We start from the raw sequence: 18,116 nt of genomic DNA on the forward strand, positions 1-18,116 counted from the left end.
GCGTGGAGCGTGGAATATCGTATGTGTACATATCATAAGCATACGCATCAACATCAAGCGATCAAATACGGAGTAACCCTTGATGCCCATCAACGACGGGATTGGGGCCGTGGGCGGGCGGTCGTACCATATGTCGGTGCCGCGGAGACGTATCCATCGAGACGCTAACCGCCGACAAACAACGAGATACGTGACGACTTTTGGGAACACACGAAGCCGGTTTCCCGGTTCGCACCAAGCTTGCCGTAGACCCATCAACCTTTAGTTATTCTCATACCGAGTGGGGTGCGGTGCAGACGAGAAAACGATCGTATAGGCCGCTTCCTGTCGCCCTGTTGAGGTTCGGTACAGGACGGCGGCAGCATGCTTGGTAGGGCGCTTCTAGACGAGCGGGAATAGGCTGCCGTGTGGCGGCGCAAGCGATTCGCTCGGATGGATGGGTGTTAAAGGATGTGCCGCACGCAGTTTCCACAGCGGACAACCTGGAATGCCGCGCTTCACGAGTCGGTAAAGGGGGGCGGTCGACTGCCTTCAGGCCGACCTGTCACCCGGCGGATTCGGCCACAGCCCTGAACCCATCGTCCGATCGATCTACCAGAATTTTCAACATTGCCATGAAGTTTTCGCGGTCAGGCCCTGACAGCGGTTCGAGCATCCGCACTTGCGCCCGCATCATGGCGGGGCGAACCTCCCTAAGCAGCGCCTCACCCTCATCCGTTAGCGTCAGCAGCTTAAGGCGCCGGTCTTCTGATGATGGGCTGCGACGCATAAGCCTCCTTTTTTCGAGCCGGTCGATGACGCCTCCGATCGTTGACGCATCGAATCCAATCGCGCGCGAAAGGGAGCGCTGGTCGAGCTCAGGGCAGTCATGAACTCCTTGAAGTGCCGCATACTGCACCGGGGTGATTCCATACGTGGCGGTCTCATCGAGAAAGATGGCAACCGCCAATTGTTGAAGGCGGCGGATGTAGTGGCCTGGCAGATCGTGAAGGGACAAGTCAGTGGTTTGTGTCATTGCGGTAGGCAATCCAGCTACGGGTGCGATGAAGCGAAATCATATGATACTGTTTGTGCGCATGCTCATCATCAGCATAGCTTCTGCCACAGCGGTGCCGCAAGAAATGGATGGCGACGGTTTCATGTTAAGAGCTGAAGAGCGGCGCGACACTTCGCGGCGCACTTTTACTTGGAATAATTCGCATGCGCCATCTCGCTTTTATGACAGACGGCGGTGGTCATTAAGTGTGGCTCGTTCCCGTGTGCAGGTTCGATGTGTCATCTGCTTGCAACCGATGCACTGCACCCTTACGCACGCCGCGCGACGCCGCTGCGTCGACGACCGGACGATGACGCTCGATTCACGGCGCCGGCCTGGACGCCCGCGCGCACCCGTCAGACATCCAAGGTGCTCAATTACAAGCCGCCGACGCGTTATGTCCGACCGGTCTGCTTTCGCTGCGACAAGAAGAAGAGTTCGGGACGCTGTCACGCCGCCGTTCGCCCTTATCTGCCGCGCGACTAAAGCTTAGCCTCAGGGCCCGCACCAAATGGGTGGCCTGAGGGGCGGTTATTACGAAAGCGCGCTTGTTACCGAAATACAGTTACGACGGCTCTTATCCCGTGTTCCGGAGTCCCGACGCTATTCCGTTGAGCGTCAAATAGATGCCGCGCGGCAGTTGCAGGTTCTCTTCACCTGCGCGGTGGCGCTTGAGCAGTTCCACCTGCAAGTGATTCAGCGGATCGAGATACGGAAAGCGGTTTTTGATCGAACGCGCGAGCAGCGGGTTGTCGGAGAGCCGCTCGCTTCGGCCGGTGATCTCGGTGAGCACGTGACAGGTGCGCTCGTGTTCCGCGACGATCTTGTCGAACACCAGCTTGCGCAGCTTTTTGTCGCTGACGAGCTGCGCGTAGCGCGATGCCACCGCGAGGTCGGTCTTCGCGAGCACCATGTCCATGTTCGACAGCAGATTCTTGAAGAACGGCCAGGTCTTGTGCATCTTGCGAAGCGCGGCAAGACGCCGGGTGCGCTCGGCATCCGATCCGGCTTCATCGAGATAAGCGGTCACCGCGCTGCCGAAGCCGTACCAGCCGGTCAGAAGCAGCCGGCACTGGCCCCACGAGAAGCCCCAGGGAATCGCGCGTAAATCCTCGATCTTCCGATGCTTCGGGTCTTGCAGCTTGCGCGATGCCGGCCGGCTGCCGATGTTCAGCTCCGCGATTTCCGCAATCGGCGTCGAGGAAAAGAAGTAATCGGTGAAGCCGGGCGTCTCGTAGACGAGCGCGCGATACGCGGCCATCGCGGCATCCGAAAGCGTCTGCATCGTCGCTTCGAACTGCGGCAGCTGTGCGGGCGCGTTCTCGTGCGGCAAGAGCGTGGCTTCGAGCGTCGCCGCCACGACCGTCTCCAGATTGCGACGTCCGATTTCCGCGTTCGCGAATTTGCTCGCGATCACTTCGCCTTGCTCGGTTAGCCGAATCTGGCCGTCGACGGTGCCGGGCGGCTGCGACAAAATCGCCTGATACGTCGGACCGCCTCCGCGCCCGACCGTGCCGCCGCGCCCGTGAAAGAGCCTGAGCGTCGTCCTGCGTTCCTTGAACAGCGCGACGAGCGCCAGTTCCGCGCGATACAACTCCCAGTTCGACGTGAGAAAGCCGCCGTCCTTGTTGCTGTCCGAATAGCCGAGCATGACTTCCTGCTCGTTGCCCTGATTTTCGATCAGCTTGTCGATGCCCGGCAGCGCGAAGAACTCGCCCATGATGACGGGCGCATTGCGCAAGTCCGCGATGGTTTCGAAAAGCGGAATCACCATCAGACCGTCGCGCGCGGCGTCGTCCTTGCGGCCGAGACAGCCTTGCAGCACGCCGGTTTCCTTTTGCAGCAGCATGACTTCCAGCAGATCGCTGACGGTTTCCGTGTGCGAAATGATGTAGTTGCGCACCGCCCGCGCGCCGAACTTCTCGCGGATTTCCCGCGCCGCTTCGAGCACGCCGAGTTCGCTTTTCGCGAGATCGGTATATTGCGCGTAGGGTAGGCGCAGCGGCCGCGGCTGTCCGAGCTCCTTCAGGAGCACATCGCGTTTCTGCGCTTCGTCGAGCGACGCGTAATCGGCCACGACGCCGCCGCGCGCGAGCAGTTCCGCCACGACCGCCTCGTGGATATCCGAGCTTTGCCGCAAGTCGATGCTCGCGAGATGAAAGCCGAACACTTCGGACGCCCGCGCGAGCGGCGACAGGCGCTGCGCCGCCAGCGACGCGCCGTGGTTCTGCGCAAGCGATTCGATCAGCACGTTCAGATCGCGCGTGAACTCGGCGGCGTCGGCATACGGTGTCGCGCGGATCGGGGCTGCGCCGCGCCCGGCGCTGCGCACGGCCACCACGCCTTCGCCGAGCCGCACGCGCGCGCTTGCGGCCAGCCGCGTGTAGATGCCGATCAGCGCGCGCCGGTACGGCTCGTCCGTGCGATGCGGCGAGTGGTCAGGCGATGCATCCGCGAGCGCGAGCAGCGCATCGCTCGCTCCCGCAAGCAGATTGGACACCGACAGTTCCGCGCCGAGCTTGTGCACCTCTTCCAGATAGTGTTCGAAGATGACGGTCGCCTGCCGCGTGATGGCGGCGTCGAGCGTTTCCGCCGTGACGTTCGGGTTGCCGTCGCGGTCGCCCCCGATCCAGCTTCCCATCTGGAAGAACGGCGGCAGCCGCGTGGGCAGGCCGTGCTGGGCGAGCGCGGCTTCGATATCGGCGTAGAGCGCGGGAATCTCGGCGAGGAAGGTCGCGCGGTAATAGGAGAGCGCGTTCTCGATTTCATCGGCGACGGTCAGGCGCGCGTCGCGCAGCATGCGCGTCTGCCAGAGCGACGTCACGCGTGCGCGCAGCACCGCCTCGTTCTGCGCGCGTTCGCGGGCGGTCAGTTCCTGATCGCGCTCGGCGAGCAGTCGCGCGATGTCGTGCTGCGCGTCGAGGATGCTCTTGCGCTGCACTTCGGTCGGGTGCGCAGTCAGCACCGGAACGATGAGCGCGTCGTCGAAAAACTTCTGCAGCATCTTGCGCGTGGCGCTGACGTTTTTCTGCTCGCGCATGCGCTCGATGGCATAGGCGATGGTGCCCGGCTGCGGCGCCGAGCCCGCGAGCGCGTGAATGCGGCGGCGGCGGTTGTGGTGGCGGTCTTCCGCGATATTCGCCAGATGCGAGAAATAGCTGAACGCGCGTACGACGGAAACCGTCAGCTCCGGCGAGAGCTCGCGGAGCCGTTTTTCCAGCGCCTGCGACGCCTCCTTATCGTCCTCCCGGCGAAACCTGACGGCTGTTTGACGAATCCTCTCGATCACGTCGTACACGGCGTCGCCTTGCTGCTCACGCAGCACTTCGCCGAGCAGCCGACCGAGGAAGCGAACGTCTTCGAAGAGAGGGCGATCCTTGTCGGTGCTGTTTTGCGACTGTCCGGAGGTCGTGAGGTTTCCGTTGCGCTCGATTGCAGCATTGGAGCTATCCATAAAGTCCTTATTGCTCGAGGTTTACAAGCGATACGAAGTAAGAACCGTCTTCAGTCGGATAGTGATGATCCATCCAATCGTAATGCGCAGTGGCGTATGCCCGACCAAAAGAGGGCGTCGGTTTGCGCAGCGCGACGCTCTCACTTCGCGGACACCGTCTTCTAGCGGCTTCGGGAATCCCTGCTTCTGAATTGTCTAGCTTGGGGCAGGTCATATGTTAATGACAAGTGTCGGGCCCATATCATGGACTTTGGTGTTCCATGCTTGATAAGGATTGTGAAGATCCCGAGAGCGGGTTGCTTGGGCGCTGCTTCGATGCCCGCTCGCGAGGGGGCATTGCTGGACCACCACTCCGTTAAGCGATGTGCCAAAAAAAGGCCCTGCCAAAATGATTTAGTGGCAGGGCCCCCCGCGCATGTCTTTTCTCACGCGGGGGACCTGAGATCGTTTTTCCGGAACCGTCCGGCGGGCGCTACGGATTGAAGATCATCGGGCCCGATGTAATTTGCGCCGCGCCGAGTGACCTTGTTGTCGATACGCTGCTCGACGATGTGCGCACTCCATCCTGGTGTGCGGGAAACGACAAAAAGCGGCGTGAGCATCGTGGTGGGAACGCCCATCATTGGATACGAGGCCGCGGTGAGCCAGTCGAGGTTTGGGAACAACTCCGCGTCCCATCACCGATTCCAGGCGCTCGGCGTTGCCATGCGAATTCGCGGCCATGCCGCCGCCCGACTAACAGAGCGCCTTGAAGCCGACGGCCTCGGGGCATTTTTGCCGCATATGCGGTAATCGCGCCGACGGCCTGCAGCGGCGAATCGTCAAAGACGGCCTGCCGAGAGCGCGCGCCGGCTTTATGTGCAGTCTCAATCGATGAACTCACAGTTGCCCCTCCTAACGTGTCGCCTCCTAGCCAACTTCCTTGCCAAGCATCGGATTTCAGGTTAAGTGACGAAATTGGTGCAGTATTTATCCGCGCTCACGCTGTATCGTATGCAACGCGAAATTCAGATTTCATGTATCGCCCGGGTCCTAGGCCCCCCTTGGGCCTTGGCGGCTCAAGTTAGCGTCGCATACAGCTGCGGGCACGAGGAGGAGCCCCGACCTACGCTTTGAAGAGCCGGGCGTCTGCTTAGCAAGACCTACCACTCGGTGCAAATGAATGGTTGACCCGTTTCCATCCAATCACTTTGTGTCTCGGCCGGTTGACTGAATCCTCTTTCTGTCTTCTCCACGCCCTGAAGTCTAAGTCGCTCCTCCTGTTTCGTTACCTCGATGAACTGCACACCGTTGAGACACCAACCTTTTCTTGCGAACATATAAGACCTCACTTGGATTGACCGAAATTTTACGGAGGATTGTTGAACGGCCCGAAGGTCTCGGGGAAATATGGTTTAGCTCTTCCCCTCATAGACCAAGCCTATATCGGAGTTGCATCCCCGCGTCACGCGGAACGGTGAAGATCTGTCCAAAATTCAAGCATCGAGGCCTCGAGGGAAGTCGTAGTCGAGTTAATTCGCCAGAGCTTGCCTGTGAGCCCAGAATCGAACTCCAGAGTTACATGTGGCGCAGCAGGTCTCGGGCGTCGCGCTCGAAGCGCATCTGAGACCTGATTAGCTGCTTGGCGTACTCCCAGGGTACAGAACCGACGGTTTTGCACGAACGCGAGCGCCAGTTTTCGAATAAAAATCTATCTACGCTGCGTTCCTGCGTGAGGAAACTCTCTTCCCGTCTCGCGGCGGATGAGAGTTTGTTGCAAAGGTCAGGAGCTCGATACAGCGAACTAGCACCCCTGCCGCTGCTTCCGGCAAGTTGTTTACTAGGGGCTACCCTAACGTGAAACCCTTCGTCGGCACCGGTACACCGTAATATGGAGGGAGATAGATTTCAACTATATCCGGCATGGCCAAGTCATATTTCCTCCCATGCCGAGATAGAGGTTAGCTTTGTCTCCATGCTACCGCCGAGAAACACTAGAACCTGATACAGCGCCGGTTACAACTGCGCTCGATGCCGGGGTAAGCAAGCCTCGCCTTGGCGAGAGCCTTAAGCATTTTTGGAGACAACTAATGAACAAACGCGTGATCGATGTCCAGAAGTTTCTGGACGACCACCGCTTTTCTGGCTTTCAGTGGGCAATCCTAATACTGTGCTTTTTGGTGGTCGCGGTCGACGGCCTCGATACCGCGGCGATGGGTTTCATCGCCCCCTCATTGGTAACAGAGTGGGGCGTAACTAAGGCCGCGCTCGCGCCGGTGATGAGCGCGGCACTCTTCGGTCTTGCTATTGGCGCACTGACCGCCGGTCCATTGGCAGACAAGTACGGGCGAAAGAAGGTCGTCGTGGCGTCCGCATTCATCTTTGGCCTTGCTTGCCTTTTGAGCGCTGCTTCGTGGTCACTTTGGTCGTTGACGGTTCTCCGGTTTGTGACAGGACTCGGTTTGGGTGCCGCGATGCCGAACACCGTCACGCTCATGAGCGAATATGCGCCGCGCGCACGTCGCGCACTGCTGACAACCCTGATGTTCTGCGGCTTCTCGCTCGGCTCGGCCGCCTCAGGGTTTGTTGCTTCTCATATCATCCCAGCGTTCGGATGGCGCAGCCTTCTTATCGTTGGGGGAGCCCTTCCCCTGATTTTGGTTGTGCTGCTTGCCGTCGTTCTTCCTGAGTCGGTCCGGTTTCTGGTCTGCAAGGGCGCGTCTGCGGAACGCGTCGCGAGGATTCTCAAGCGCATCTCCACCGACACAGATTTGTCAGGCGCGACGTTCACCGTCCCGGAAGTCGTCGGCGCAGCTTCTGAGTCGTCGATCAAAGCGCTTTTTCGGCATAACAACGGCGTAGGAACGGCATTGCTATGGACTACCTACTTCATGGGTCTGGTGGTGGTCTACATGCTAACGGGTTGGCTTCCGACGCTCATGAAGGAAGCCGGCATTTCCTTGGCCCAGGCGGCGGTCGTTACCGGCATGTTCATGTTCGGCAGCACGTTCGGCACTCTCTTGATGGGCTGGCTGATGGACCGGATGAACAACCATGTGGTCATGGGCGTTTCGTATGCGGCCGCTGCAGTTTGTGTCGTTGCTATCGGGATGCACCCGGGAGACGTCGCGCTTCTGCGAGTTCTCGTCTTCGCCGCAGGCTTTGCGATGGGGGCACAAGTGTCGATGGTTATTCTCGCCGCTCAGTTCTATCAGACGCAGTACCGTGCGACTGGCGTTAGCTGGATGCTCGGCATTGGCCGCTTCGGCGGAATTCTTGGTGCTTCCACAGGCGGGATTTTGATGACGATGGGTTACGACTTTCGCACCATTTTCTTCGGCCTAGCAGTACCTGCGGCATTGGCTGCTGCTGCCGTGAGCCTGAAGGGCGTGTACTACGCGCATCGTCCCAGCGCCATCCCTGTCGGGTCTGCCCCCGAGCTGGACGCTCACTGATCTCAAGACGAATCTCTCGCTAAATGGTCAGGATACAACGGCGGGCGCCGAGGCCCGGCCTAGTACGAAAGCAATTACTTGGAGAAATCATGCGACCACTGGACGGAGTCAAAGTCGTCACCCTCGAACATGCTATCGCTGCCCCGTTTTGCACACGGCAGCTTGCGGACCTCGGTGCGCGAGTGATCAAGATCGAGCGCCCTGGTAGTGGCGACTTTGCACGAGCGTACGACAGCCGCGTGAACGGGATGTCCTCTCACTTTGTCTGGACAAATCGATCGAAGGAGAGCCTTGCATTGGACCTCAAGGCTGACGGCGCAAGAGAAGTCATCCACGCTCTTCTCGAAGATACTGATGTCCTGGTTCAAAATCTTGCACCGGGTGCGGCCGAGCGTCTCGGGTTGGGCTACGATGCACTTCGCGAGCGGTTCCCCCGACTCATCGTTTGCAACATCAGCGGATACGGTCCCGACGGCCCTTACCGAGACAAGAAGGCGTACGACCTGCTCATACAAAGTGAAGCCGGCTTCCTTTCTGTGACAGGCTCACAGGAGGAAACAGCAAAGGCCGGCTGCTCTGTCGCCGACATCTCAGCCGGGATGTATGCGTACACCAACATCCTCGCCGCCTTGTTGCAGCGCCAGAAGACGGGCGAAGGATGCCGCATTGACGTTTCGATGCTCGAAAGCATGGTCGAGTGGATGAGCTTCCCGCTTTACTATGCCATCGAGGACCAGCCGCCTCCGCCACGAGCCGGCGCTGCTCATGCGACCATATTCCCGTACGGACCTTTTGAAGCCGGAGATGGAAGAACCGTGATGCTTGGGCTGCAGAACGAGCGCGAGTGGGTCCTTTTTTGCGAAAAGGTGCTTCAGCGACCTGCGCTGGCGAAGGACGAGCGCTTCAGTGCCAATCCGAAGCGGGTTGCGCACAAGGGGGAACTTCGCGACATCATTACATCAATCCTGTCGACGCTGAGCGCAGCAGAGGTTGTCGGCCGACTCGACGCAGCAGGCATTGCCAATGCGCAGGTCAATGACATGCATGCAGTCTGGCGCCATCCGCAATTGCAGGCGCGCGGTCGCTGGACGGAAGTGGACAGCCCTGCAGGGAAAATTCCGGCGCTTCTCCCGCCTGGCATTCCTGCGTCGTTCAATCCTCGAATGGACCCTATTCCCGAGTTAGGACAGCACACTGAGTCTATCTTGCGTGAGCTTGGACTAACACCGGACAAGAAAGCCGACCGTTCAGACGTAGCCGAAGCTTCTGCCTAATTGGAAACTGGAATGGCCGCAAAAACCTACCTGTTTGTACCCGGCAATCGTCCTGAGCGCTTCGAAAAGGCGTACGCCTCCGGCGCTGATGCTGTCATCCTCGACTTGGAGGATGCTGTCGCGACGGAAGCTAAGGTCGAAGCCCGAGACGCTGTTTGCAAATGGCTCAGCGAGAGCGGAAAAGCATACGTTCGCGTGAACGCAGCGGATACCGAGTGGTTTAAGAGCGATCTGGCCGATATCGTAACTTGCGCGGGCCTGCTCGGCATTGTTGTGCCAAAGGCAGAGGACGCCGACTTCCTTGCGACCGTATCGGGGAAATTACCACCCCACGCTGTTTTGTTGCCGCTGATCGAAACCGCCGTGGGCTTTGAAAGCTTGCGTGCTATTGCGCGCAGTCCCAAAGTCGAGCGGTTGCTATTCGGTACTATCGACTTCCAAGTCGATACGGGCATCCGCGGAGATGGAGAGGAGCTTCAGTATTTCCGTTCGGAAATCACGCTAGTATCGCGGCTGGCCGGCCTAGCCGGCCCAGTCGATGGTGTTACCGCGACGCTCGATGATGGAGAGCAACTACGCCTTGAGACTCTCCGTGGCCGCGATCTAGGGTTTAGAGGAAAGCTCTGTATCCATCCAAAGCAGATTGCTCATGTAAACGCGGCGTTCACGCCGAATGCGGATGAGATTGACTGGGCTAAGCGCGTCCTCAAAGCCGTCGAAAAAAGCAAGGGCTCGGCCACAACCGTGGACGGCAAGATGGTTGATGTTCCGATCATCTTAAAAGCACGCGATGTATTGCAATCGGCGGGCGTGCCTAGCTAAGCTCGTGAACGTTGCGCCGAAGTTTGCTAATTGCAGCCGCCTGTAGCGACCAGATACTAGTGACGTTTTGAGGATCGTTTCGTGCCGGACAAGTTGGTAGCTCGCTCGCCATTGCGAAGAATGCTAATCAGAGCCCAACACATCATTATTTTAAAGACTCTAGCGGAGACAGAATCATGAGCTTCTTCAACCGTTTGGCTAGGCAGCTATGCTTAGCTACAACATTCAGTGCCGTGGCTGCCGGCTTGGTAGCTTGCGGAGGAAATGATAGTTCCCAGCCGGCGCAAACATCAGCTCAAAGCGATACGGTCGCCAAGGCCACTTGCGGTAACGACGATAGGGCCGAGACAGGACTCCAAGGTCAAATTCCGATGGCAGAAAGGGCTGCGGGATTCAAGGGCTTCAACTGCAATCTTAAGGTTGTCTCTGCCGGCACCTCTTCCCGGGGTGAAGCGCTGTGGGAGCAGTTTGCGCTTGTGCACGACAAGTCGGGGCACACCTGCGGATATGCAGGCGGCGCGTTCCTGAGCAACCCGGGAACGACCGTCATGGACCTGACCAACCCGGCGGCCATTGTGGAGACGGCAGTCCTCAAGACTGCGGCCATGCTCAATCCCGGTGAAGGTCTGCGCGTGCATGAAGGGCGCGGCCTTCTAGTGACAGCGTTTTACAACAAGACGACGCCTTGGGAAGAGCCGGGCGCACCCGGGTTCGACGTTTATGACGTGGGAACCGACTGCAGACACCCGCAGGTCCTTGCAAGCAGCACCAACATTCGTTTTTCGACTGCCGGCATCGAGCAGGATCCTACTAAAAACTGGCCGGCCCAGGATCTCACGTATGGGCACGAAGGGGCCATATCAGCGGATGGGCTGACCTACTACATCGGGGATACGGTGCACGGGGCTTACCACGCAATCGACATCTCTGATCCGACTGCACCGAAGCTCATATCCACGTTTCAAAATCCAAGCATCGGACCGCGGCCGGCAGACAATCCGACTTTACCCCGGTCGCCCCTGGGCGGAGCACACGGCCTGTCCGTCAGCGACGATGGTAATCGCGGGTACATGGTTTTGCTGAGTTGGGACCCAACGACGCCGGGCGGCATGGTGCCCCAAGCCGCCGACGCACCTTGGCAAAACGGGTACATGACCGTCGATACCAGCGAGATCCAGGCGCGAAAACCAAATGCTCGCATGCGCTTCATCTCCGCAGTGTCGACTCGGGACGCCTCAGCTGCACAGACGAGCATTCCGGTAAAGATCAACGGACACCGCTTCCAGATCGCAATGAACGAGGGCGGAGCGGGCCAACTCAGCACCGGTGGCGTGAAGAGTGCATGCAGTGCGGGAGTGACGCCTTATGGGACTGTCCAGTTCTTCGACATGAGCGATGAGACCCATCCAAGTCGGGTCAACAAGATCGTCCTTGAGGCTAACGACCCGAAGAATTGCGGTGCGATGCCGGAAATTGCTAGCATCGAGGGATTCGTCTATGACGTGCACATGTGCAGCGTCGACAACCGGGACGACGCAACTACCCTTGCGTGTGGTTACTTCCAATCGGGCGTGCGCGTCTACGACATCCGGGATCCTGCGCATATCAAGGAGATTGCGTACTTCAACCCGCCGGCCCTAGCCGGGAAGCAGCCAGGACAGTGTGCCGCCTATCCGATCCTGGATATCAAGACAGGCCTGCTGTTCAGCAGATGCTCAGACACGGGAATCTTCGCGTTGAAGTTCACGAATAATGTGTGGCCGCTTCGAGGATCGAGCACGCCGGTTGACAAGCAGCTCTGATTTGTTCGGCACGCGTCCTCCGAATGCTCGAACAGGTCCGCCCTTGGTCAGTCTAGCTGCCAAGGGCGACTAAATATGCGAAGCGCGAAATAGCATTATTTTCATGGCTAGCCGACTTGCAACCGTCGGCTGACTGGTCCAGACGCGGCACGCAGCTTCGAGAGTTTATGCAGCGTAAATATTTGTTTTCAGTAGCCTTAGGCGGTGCAAGCGTTGACGCCTCGGCACACGCCTTCGTACAACAGTATTCGTTACCGGTGCCGTTTTCCCTCTACGCGGGGGGGGCCGCTGTAGTGCTTGCTCTTTCTTTTATTGCTGCCGCAGTCCTAGCTAAGGTCCCGAGCCCAGAAGTCACTTCACCTCTCACCCCGACCAGGTCGAAAGAAGCAAAGCGCAAGAACAATTGCATTACGTGGCAGCAATCCATCGTTCTCGCTCTCATGATGCTCTGCGTGGTCTCCGGGCTTATTGGAAGCACGGACGTATTTAAAAATATTAACATGACATTATTCTGGGTCGTGTTATTCCTTGTCGTGCCCTACGCCGTTTTATTCTTCGGTGACTTCTACGCCCCTGTCAATCCGTGGACGGGACTGGTAACTGTGATTGAGATGCTCACGAGAAAGAACTTCAGTGGACGTGCCAGTTACCCCAACCGCCTAGGGCACTTTCCGGGACTTGTGCTCTACATGTCGCTTATTGCGCTCGAACTTTTTGGACACGTGAAACCGCTCGGTTTATCCGTCGCGCTCGTAGTTTATAGCCTTGTCATGACCGTCGGATCCTGGATCTACGGCAAGGAAACGTGGATCGCTCATGCCGAGGTTTTTGGAATTTTGTGCCGTCTAGTGGGGATGATGTCGGTGCGTGCAGGAGGAGGGAACGCACGAATTCGACTACCGATGTTCAGAATTTCCGAAGAATATCGACGCGATTTCGGATTGATACTTTTTGTACTTTTCATGCTTTCTTCGACCGCTTTCGACGGGATTCATGAGACCGTACCTTGGATGAACTTGTACTGGACAATCGTCTACCCTTACATCAGCTGGGTAGATACGCTATGGGGTGCAGCGGGCCAGAATCGATATGTTGCCTCGACAACACTGTACGGCGCGTGGCAATGGGTAGCTCTCTTTGTATCGCCCCTTCTATATTTCTTTGTTTTTGCCGTCTTCTTGCGGTTTTCTTCCATTACAGGGCGTTCTAAATTGAGCGTTCGCGACTTGTTAGCGCGCTTTACGTTGTGTTTGCTTCCCATAGCGTTTGTATATCATGTGTCTCACTACTTTCTTCTGGTTGTGATGCAAGGGCCACAACTTATCAAGCTTGTGTCAGACCCCTTTGGCTTTGGCTGGAATCTTCTTGGAACCGCCACTTGGCGCATTCCACCAGTGAACTTGGATGTCGAAACCATATGGCATGCTCAAGTTGCACTGATCATCGTGGGACATGTGGCCAGCGTCGTGATCGCTCATTTTGAGGCGCTGCGGAGCTTCGACACCCCTCGCCAGGCGACGCTGAGTCAGGTGCCAATGCTAGGACTGATGGTTCTTTTCACCGCAAGCGGTCTCTGGATCCTCTCTCTACCAATTTCTCCATCATCGTGAACATGTCAACGTTATCGACTACTCGCCGTCTTCTTCTTGCCGCAGCCGCCGGATCCCTTCTGCTACCTTTCGGAAGATTAACTTGGGCGCAAACTGGGAATCCTACTGTACGGATGGACCTGGTCATATCACAAGGTCGCGTAATAGGAGGTGCCAAGGCAATAAAACTCAAGCGCGGAGATGCGGTTTCATTGACGGCCAAGTCAGATGCAGCAGATGAGCTGCACGTTCATGGGGTTGATAAAAAGATCGAGCTCGCACCGGGGAAGACGTCGTCATTAGAGTTTGTCGCGGATCGAACGGGGCGGTTTCCTATAGAGCTGCACCGGTCTGGGACGACAGTGGGGAGCTTGGAGGTGTATCCCCGATGAGAAGTCCATCTGAAAAACTCTTTGGGTGGCTCTCTCTGGTCGTAGTGACAAGTAACTTGCTGTTGACGAGTTCCAGCGCTGTCGCGTACGAGAGCGACGTACATTTCGGACTCACGAAGTGGCTCGGGCTCAAGGCGGGGTTTGCGTCGCACGAAGCAGACGCCATTGCCCGAGGAGACCAACAGGTTGACTCAGGCGGACCGCAATCGATTGACGCGGTTCTCGATTATGGCTGCGCACTGCCTGACGTCGCCGCAGCAAAAAGGGTTCAACGTGCGCATGCGCCCTCCGAAACCAGCGTTCCAGCGCCGCCGGCCCAACGTGAAGTGGTGGCGGGAAGCGAAGCCGCAAGGCAAGAGATCCACCGTATTGTCAAAGAAGCTAAAGGAAAAGAAGGGTCGATGCTAGCGCTGTTTGGTGGGGCGATGCATGTTTATCAGGATTCTTGGTCGAACGCGGGTTTTCCAACGGTGTTTGATGGCGGTGAAGCATTGAAATGCAGCCCTGAGTTGGCACTTTCACACCCAGCGACTCGAGGCGGCCCAGATTCGCATAAGGCTGACCTCACGTTCGAGTATCCCAACGATGCGCTAGAAATGGCAAAAGCTTCGTACGTGGCATTGACCGGTTTTCCAAACATCGACGGGCGTAAGCGCTCTCCCGCAACTTGGGATCGTTTGGAGCCGATGGTTCGCTCCTTCGTTAATGCGCGGACAAAGACGGAGAAGAAAGCTTGGTTTGTAGCGCAGGGCATACCGGACGTGCATTTCATGGAAGGGACAACTCTGCCGGACGGCAGCGACACATGGAATGTGCGCTCTAAACCGAGTCTGCTGCCGGAGCTTACGGCACAGACGTCACAACAATACGACGTTCCGCAAGACGTAGGGACTTTTTTTGATGAACTCATCAAATCGTGGATCACAGATGATGATCTCGACAAATCGCTTCGGAAGTACCTTCCGTCCGAGTCAAAGAGTGCAATCGAGGAACTGTGCGCGCGGCTCAAGCTCTTGAGAATGCGTGACCACGGTGTGGCTGCAGCATTGGTGCATCAAAGAGCCCGATTTAGTCGCAGCGATCTAAAGAGAATCCATTCGTTGACTCGCGATCCATCAGTGTACGTGCACCCTGCGTCGCTTGCGGATGCAATGTTACCGCTGACCCCTAAGGAGGCACCTATCTCCCCACTCCTCCCATACCTCGTTCGGGAGCAACCAGGATCCAACAACGTCCCTAGGGCGTTAGCCATCATGCGATTGAATCATTTGCCGTACGATACCGTCGCATTATCAGCTGAACGTACAAGATCAGGTTGGAAACTGCTAAACGTGGTGGTCGCCGTCGATCATTAACAAGGCCCACTTGTCGAGTGAAGATGCGGGCGGCTTGACTTCGATGCATACCTGAGGCCGGGATACTCCGACTATGGCGCAGGCGCCCCTCGCGACATATCGATGTATCGTGCCGCTGTTAGCGGCCGGTTAGCTTTCCCTGAAATTCGCCTTCCAGCAGGTCGCGTATGAACTCGACCGAAAGGAAGGAAAGAAGAAATGTTCAAGGTACCGCACCAGGTGTACACGGCGGAGTTCAAGGAAGCCGCTGTGCAACGAGTCAAGGAAAGGCAAGGCATAAGCGCCGTGGCGCGCGAGCTAGGCATGTCGATGCAGACTTTGCGCAACTGGCTCAAGGCTCGCGAAGCAGGCAAGCTGAACGGCCCCGGGGCGAAGGTCGTCACGGCAGAACAGATGGAACTCTCGCGCCTGCGAGCGGAAAACAAGCGCTTGCAGATGGAGCCGGAAATCGAAAAAAAAGCGGCGGCGTTCTTCGCGAAGGGCCTCCTGTGAAGTTCGCCTGGATTGACACGCAGTGCCGGCACTATCCGCTGGCGGCGCTGCCGAGGTCCTTGGTGTGAGCGCGAACGGCTATCGTGTCTGGAAGCGCGACGGCACGCCTGAGCGGCAGCGGCTGGCCGATGGTAAGCGCTAATTTGAGCGCACCGGCGCGCGCATGAATTTCGCCGAGCGCCGCAAATCTGTTGGCGTGGAAGCGTGACGTTTGCGTGTATTTTCTTTGCTCAGCCGGCGTCGATCGGAACCTGAGACTGCATGAACCGAAATGGCAGTAGGTCGCTTATGTCGGCGTCTTGTGCTCGTTGAGGCAGTTGGGTCAGTACGTGAAGCAGGTACGCGTATGGCTCGACGTTGCACGCGCGGCATGTAAGCACGAGACTGTAGATGACGGCGCTGGCTTTTGCTCCGGCGACCGTGTCGCTGAAGAGCCAAACCTTTCTGCTGGTGGCAAACGGGCGAATGTCCCGTTCCGCGATGTTGTTGTCCACTGGGCTTGCCCGTCGCCGACGTAACGGCTGAGATACTCCCATTGATTGAGCGTGTAGTTGATCGCATCGCCCAGCGCGCTTTCGGGTGGCACTTGAGGTGCTTGCTCATCCAGCCAAGCTTTGAATGCCTCAAGCAGCGCAACGCTGTGCTGCTGTCGCAGTCGTAAGGTATAGCTAGCACGCGTTTCCCCGCTCGGAGGTTTCTCTCGCGCGAGTGCTTCGACGCGGTAAAGTCGCTGGAAGAATTCGAGTGCTTGCTGCGCGCGTTTGCCTAATTTCTTCTGCGTCTTCAGAGCATCTACGAATCCGCGTCGCGCATGAGCAAGGCAGCCCAAGTGGGTCACACCTTTAACTGTTCGCCAGGCGCTATAACCGTCGGACATCACCGCGCCTTTGTAGTCCGCAAGAAACGCCTGAGGGTATTGCTTGCCGCGTCCAGGTTGATAGTCGAACAACACTACAGGCTCTTCGCTATCCTGCCCGGTGCGGTACAGCCACATGTAAGACTGGCTTTGTGCGGCCTTACCCGGTTCCTTCAGCACCTGAACGGTCGTCTCGTCGCCATGAATCAGCGGCTGCGACAGCAACGTCTTGCGTAACTCCCGGTACAGGCGGTCGAGATGCAATTGCGTTGGCTTGATGACCCAGTGCCCCAGCGTGCCTCGGCCCACCGGAATGTTCGCACGCCCGAGCGCCTCTTCCATCCGATATAGCGGCGTGCCGTCGACGTATTTACCCGTCATCACCGTGGCGATCATGGCCGCGCTCGCCCGACTGCCTGGCAATGGTTGGGCCGGCATCGGCGCGGTAAGAATCGGCGTACGTTCAGCGACACGCTCGCAATGACGGCACGCATATTTGAAACGAACATGCTGCAGGACTGAAGCCTTCACTTCGATATGCAGTTGTTCGCTGATTTCCTCGCCCATACGATGCATTGCCTTGCTGCAGCAGGGGCAGATCTTCTGCTCCTCGGGCAAGTCGTACTCGATTCGCTGACGCGGAAGATCTGCAGGCAGAGGCTTGCGTCCTCGTTTGCGGCGAGCAGGCTCGGCCGCCTCCGGCAGACCTGTGTCTGGTAAGTCGAGTTCGTCTACGTCCTCATCAAGGTCATCAATTGCGATCTGCTCGGCCTCGTCGAACACTCGATCTTGGAGCTTCTCGCTGCTTGGCGCGAAGCGCTTGTGTTGCGCGAGCCGGAATTGTTCCTCGAGATGGCGAACGCGTTCGCCCAACTGGCGGTTGCTGGCCTCGAGCTCGCGAATGTAAGCCTGCGCGGCAGGAGGCAATTGGGAGAATTCGCGTTCATCCATGGTACCCACGGTAGCGAAAGGCAACGCTCGATGGGTTTACGGAAATTTGTAACAGCTACTGGGACCGTCGCTTGGACGAGGCGCGCCGCATCAGCTCGTATGATGGTACTGCCGGGCCGGATGACGTCGTACAGCGTCGATGTCGATGCCTTCTAAAAGCCAATGCAGCTGCTCGGTCGTCAACTCGATCACGGGCTGCTTCCGGGATGGCCACACGAAATGGTCTGCCTCGAGGCGTTTCAACATCAGCCAGAAGCCGGAACGCTCGTACAACAAGAGCTTGACGCGGTTGCGCTTGCGATTATGGAACGCGAACACGGCGCGAGCGAAGGGGTCGAGCTGCATCGACTGCTCAACCAACGCCGTGAGGCTGTTGATTCCCGCCCTAAAGTCAATCGGTTCGCGATGCAAATAAACGCGGAGGTCGGAATCAAGGCGGAACATCAACGCTCTCCCAGCGCGGCGATCAAGGCCGTGACGAGCGGCGCATCGTGCCGTGAGCACTCAAGTTCAACTGTTACCCCGTTCGGGAGGTGCGCTGACAGACGCGCCGTTGGTCGCGACGCAGTCGCAGGTTGCTTGTGACCGTGCCTCGATTTCGCGTACAGCAGAAATTTGCTAATTTCTGTTTGTACGGAGGTTCGAATGTCAGAGAAGCT

The 18,116-nt window shown here is 57.9% G+C and carries 10 protein-coding genes and 5 pseudogenes; 7 read left to right on the forward strand and 8 right to left on the reverse strand.

The window, feature by feature from the left end; translation table 11 throughout:
- Positions 1–544 precede the first annotated feature (544 nt).
- From AWB77_RS19315 to prpB, 4 genes and pseudogenes are all read right to left on the reverse strand, one after another.
- On the reverse strand, positions 545–1,015 hold the full coding sequence (locus tag AWB77_RS19315) for a MarR family winged helix-turn-helix transcriptional regulator (RefSeq protein ID WP_061136043.1): 471 nt from the start codon (positions 1,013–1,015) through the stop codon (positions 545–547).
- 598 nt (positions 1,016–1,613) lie between these two features.
- A pseudogene (gene ppc / locus AWB77_RS19325) lies at positions 1,614–4,421 on the reverse strand (phosphoenolpyruvate carboxylase); the annotation flags it as partial.
- A gap of 494 nt (positions 4,422–4,915) precedes the next feature.
- Positions 4,916–5,189: pseudogene (locus tag AWB77_RS34500) on the reverse strand (citrate/2-methylcitrate synthase); the annotation flags it as partial.
- A gap of 39 nt (positions 5,190–5,228) precedes the next feature.
- Positions 5,229–5,361 (reverse strand): annotated as a pseudogene (gene prpB / locus AWB77_RS36910) (methylisocitrate lyase); the annotation flags it as partial.
- A gap of 1,198 nt (positions 5,362–6,559) precedes the next feature.
- Here prpB and AWB77_RS19335 point away from each other — a divergent pair.
- From AWB77_RS19335 to AWB77_RS35115, 7 genes and pseudogenes are all read left to right on the forward strand, one after another.
- Positions 6,560–7,924 (forward strand): MFS transporter, encoded by a 1,365-nt coding sequence (locus tag AWB77_RS19335; RefSeq protein ID WP_061136046.1) that lies wholly within the window; start codon positions 6,560–6,562, stop codon positions 7,922–7,924.
- A gap of 89 nt (positions 7,925–8,013) precedes the next feature.
- Positions 8,014–9,198: a CaiB/BaiF CoA transferase family protein gene (locus AWB77_RS19340; RefSeq protein WP_061136047.1), complete on the forward strand. Its 1,185-nt coding sequence runs from the start codon at positions 8,014–8,016 to the stop codon at positions 9,196–9,198.
- A gap of 12 nt (positions 9,199–9,210) precedes the next feature.
- Positions 9,211–10,020, forward strand: coding sequence for an HpcH/HpaI aldolase/citrate lyase family protein (locus tag AWB77_RS19345; protein ID WP_061136048.1), 810 nt, complete (start codon positions 9,211–9,213; stop codon positions 10,018–10,020).
- Positions 10,021–10,196: 176 nt separating this feature from the next.
- Positions 10,197–11,822, forward strand: a complete 1,626-nt coding sequence (locus AWB77_RS19350; RefSeq protein ID WP_157694844.1) for an LVIVD repeat-containing protein — start codon at positions 10,197–10,199, stop codon at positions 11,820–11,822.
- 167 nt (positions 11,823–11,989) lie between these two features.
- On the forward strand, positions 11,990–13,432 hold the full coding sequence (locus AWB77_RS19355) for a hypothetical protein (RefSeq protein ID WP_061136050.1): 1,443 nt from the start codon (positions 11,990–11,992) through the stop codon (positions 13,430–13,432).
- 367 nt (positions 13,433–13,799) lie between these two features.
- A complete protein-coding gene (locus AWB77_RS35895) occupies positions 13,800–15,158 on the forward strand; it encodes a hypothetical protein (RefSeq protein ID WP_074168909.1) in 1,359 nt (452 codons plus the stop codon).
- A 198-nt stretch (positions 15,159–15,356) separates the two neighbouring features.
- Positions 15,357–15,786: pseudogene (locus tag AWB77_RS35115) on the forward strand (transposase); the annotation flags it as partial.
- A gap of 94 nt (positions 15,787–15,880) precedes the next feature.
- On the opposite strand, the gene AWB77_RS37585 reads toward AWB77_RS35115, so the two are convergent.
- The 4 genes and pseudogenes from AWB77_RS37585 to AWB77_RS36915 form a co-directional block, all read right to left on the reverse strand.
- Positions 15,881–16,030: a transposase domain-containing protein gene (locus AWB77_RS37585; RefSeq protein WP_510183489.1), complete on the reverse strand. Its 150-nt coding sequence runs from the start codon at positions 16,028–16,030 to the stop codon at positions 15,881–15,883.
- The gene (gene tnpC / locus AWB77_RS19370) at positions 15,973–17,457 is read right to left on the reverse strand and encodes an IS66 family transposase (RefSeq protein WP_510183488.1); all 1,485 of its coding nucleotides are present in this window, start codon (positions 17,455–17,457) and stop codon (positions 15,973–15,975) included. The genes AWB77_RS37585 and tnpC overlap by 58 nt, the downstream gene beginning before the upstream one ends.
- A 90-nt stretch (positions 17,458–17,547) precedes the next feature.
- Positions 17,548–17,901: an IS66 family insertion sequence element accessory protein TnpB gene (tnpB, locus tag AWB77_RS19375; protein ID WP_061136053.1), complete on the reverse strand. Its 354-nt coding sequence runs from the start codon at positions 17,899–17,901 to the stop codon at positions 17,548–17,550.
- Positions 17,901–18,014 (reverse strand): annotated as a pseudogene (locus AWB77_RS36915) (IS66-like element accessory protein TnpA); the annotation flags it as partial. The pseudogene AWB77_RS36915 and the gene tnpB, both read right to left, overlap by 1 nt.
- Positions 18,015–18,116: the final 102 nt, after the last annotated feature.

Origin of the sequence: Caballeronia fortuita (assembly GCF_001544835.2) — a bacterium.
In the GTDB taxonomy this organism is placed as follows: domain Bacteria; phylum Pseudomonadota; class Gammaproteobacteria; order Burkholderiales; family Burkholderiaceae; genus Caballeronia; species Caballeronia fortuita.